1 protein-coding gene is annotated in these 1,750 nt (G+C 59.0%); it reads left to right on the forward strand.

The window, feature by feature from the left end:
* Window positions 1-318 precede the first annotated feature (318 nt).
* Window positions 319-1,750 (forward strand): PAS domain S-box protein (locus GX497_18365; protein ID HHY75143.1); only part of this gene is annotated, 1,432 nt, incomplete at its 3' end.

The raw sequence follows: 1,750 nt of genomic DNA on the forward strand, positions 1-1,750 counted from the left end.
GTCCAGTATAGCCCGCCTAAGTCCCGGCCGCGAGGCCGCTGCCCGGTCGCCGGAGGTCAGACCTTTCCAAGAGCGAGAGGAAAATGGTCTCGATTCTCACGAATCGCCGAAAGTTCTTGGCAGAATCCATCATCGGGATCCGAGTCCCATCGTCCCGATTCACGATAGTGATATATTGCTGTCCAGCGAGTTATTATCTCCTTATTCGAGGAAAGTGCTCCATGAGGTCTCTCCGCGGCCCTACCTCCGAACGTCCGCACCAACGTCACGACAGTAGGTCACCGCCGCGGTTCATGACTGCCATATGAGGATAGCCTGATGAACAACGACATGAGATGCGATGATATGGTGGAAGCGCTCAGAGAGAGCGAGGCCAAGTACCGGAGCTTGTTCACCGAGAACAGCTTGGTGATGCTGCTCATCGACCCGTCCACCGGTAGATTGGTGGATGCCAACCAGGCCGCGAGCGATTATTATGGGTATCCTCTAGACAAGCTGACGAGACTGAGGATCACTGACATCGACATGCTTTCCCTGGACGAGGTCAAGGCGAAGATGGAGCAAACCATCGCGGGCGTGAAACGGAGTTTCAGCTCCCGGCACAGGCTGGCAAGTGGGGAGGTCCGTGATGTGGAGATCTTCTCCGGCCCCATCACGGTCGACGGTCGGCCCCTGCTCTACTCCATCGTCCACGATGTCACTGGGAACAAACAGACCGAGAAGATGCTCAGAGAGAGCGAGGCCCGGTATCGCGAGCTGTTCCATGCCATGCGAGAGGGGGTGGTCGTCATGGAACTCATCCTGGTCGACGGCAAAATAACCGACTGGATCTACGAGGACTACAATTCGGCTTACCTGGAGCTCATCGGGCTCGCTCCTGGTACGAACATCCGGGGGAAGAGGGGCTCTGAGGTGATCGGCCAGGACCTCGCGAAAGTTTACCTGCCAACGCTCGAGAGGATGCGCGGTCCCGAGGCAGATATGCAACTGCGGTACACCAGCCCCATCTCCGGCAGGGAACTGCTCGCTTCGTCGGTGGCGGAAGGTGACCGGATAGTCATCGCGTTCACGGACATAACCGATCTGAGGAGGACCGAGGAAGACCTCCGCCGCTCCAACTATGAGCTGCAGCAGTTCGCGTACGTGGCGTCGCACGACCTGCAGGAGCCGCTCAGGATGGTCACCTCCTACATCGGCCTGCTGAACAAGAAGTTCGGGGACCAGCTGGACCCCAAGGCGAAGGAGTACATGAGCTACGCCGCCGAAGGCTCGCACAGGATGAGGGAGCTGATCGACGATCTGCTGGCGTACTCGCGCATCGACTCGCAGTCCACCGTCCTGGAGGAGATCGACATGAACGACAAGGTGAGGGCGGTGATAGAGGACCTCCATGTCGCGATCGGGGAGATCGGCGCCGAGGTCGTCGTCAACCCCCTCCCGAAGATCTGCGGCGACCGGACCCAGATGAAGCAGCTGATGACGAACCTCATCTCCAATGCGATCAAGTTCCATCGGGACGATGAAGTGCCGAGGATCGAGATCTCCGCGGTCACCTTCGATGACAAGTTCGTGTTCTCCGTCCGCGACAACGGCATCGGCATCGATCCCAAGTACCAGGAGAAGCTGTTCAAGATGTTCTCCCGCCTGCACACCAGGGAAGAGTATCCGGGCACCGGGATCGGGCTCGCGATCTCGAAGAAGATCGTGGAGCGGCACGGCGGCAAGATCTGGTTCGAGAGCGAGCCGGGCA

Origin of the sequence: Bacillus sp. (in: firmicutes), from assembly GCA_012842745.1 — a bacterium.
Classification (GTDB): Bacteria; Bacillota; Bacilli; order Bacillales; family Bacillaceae_J; genus Schinkia.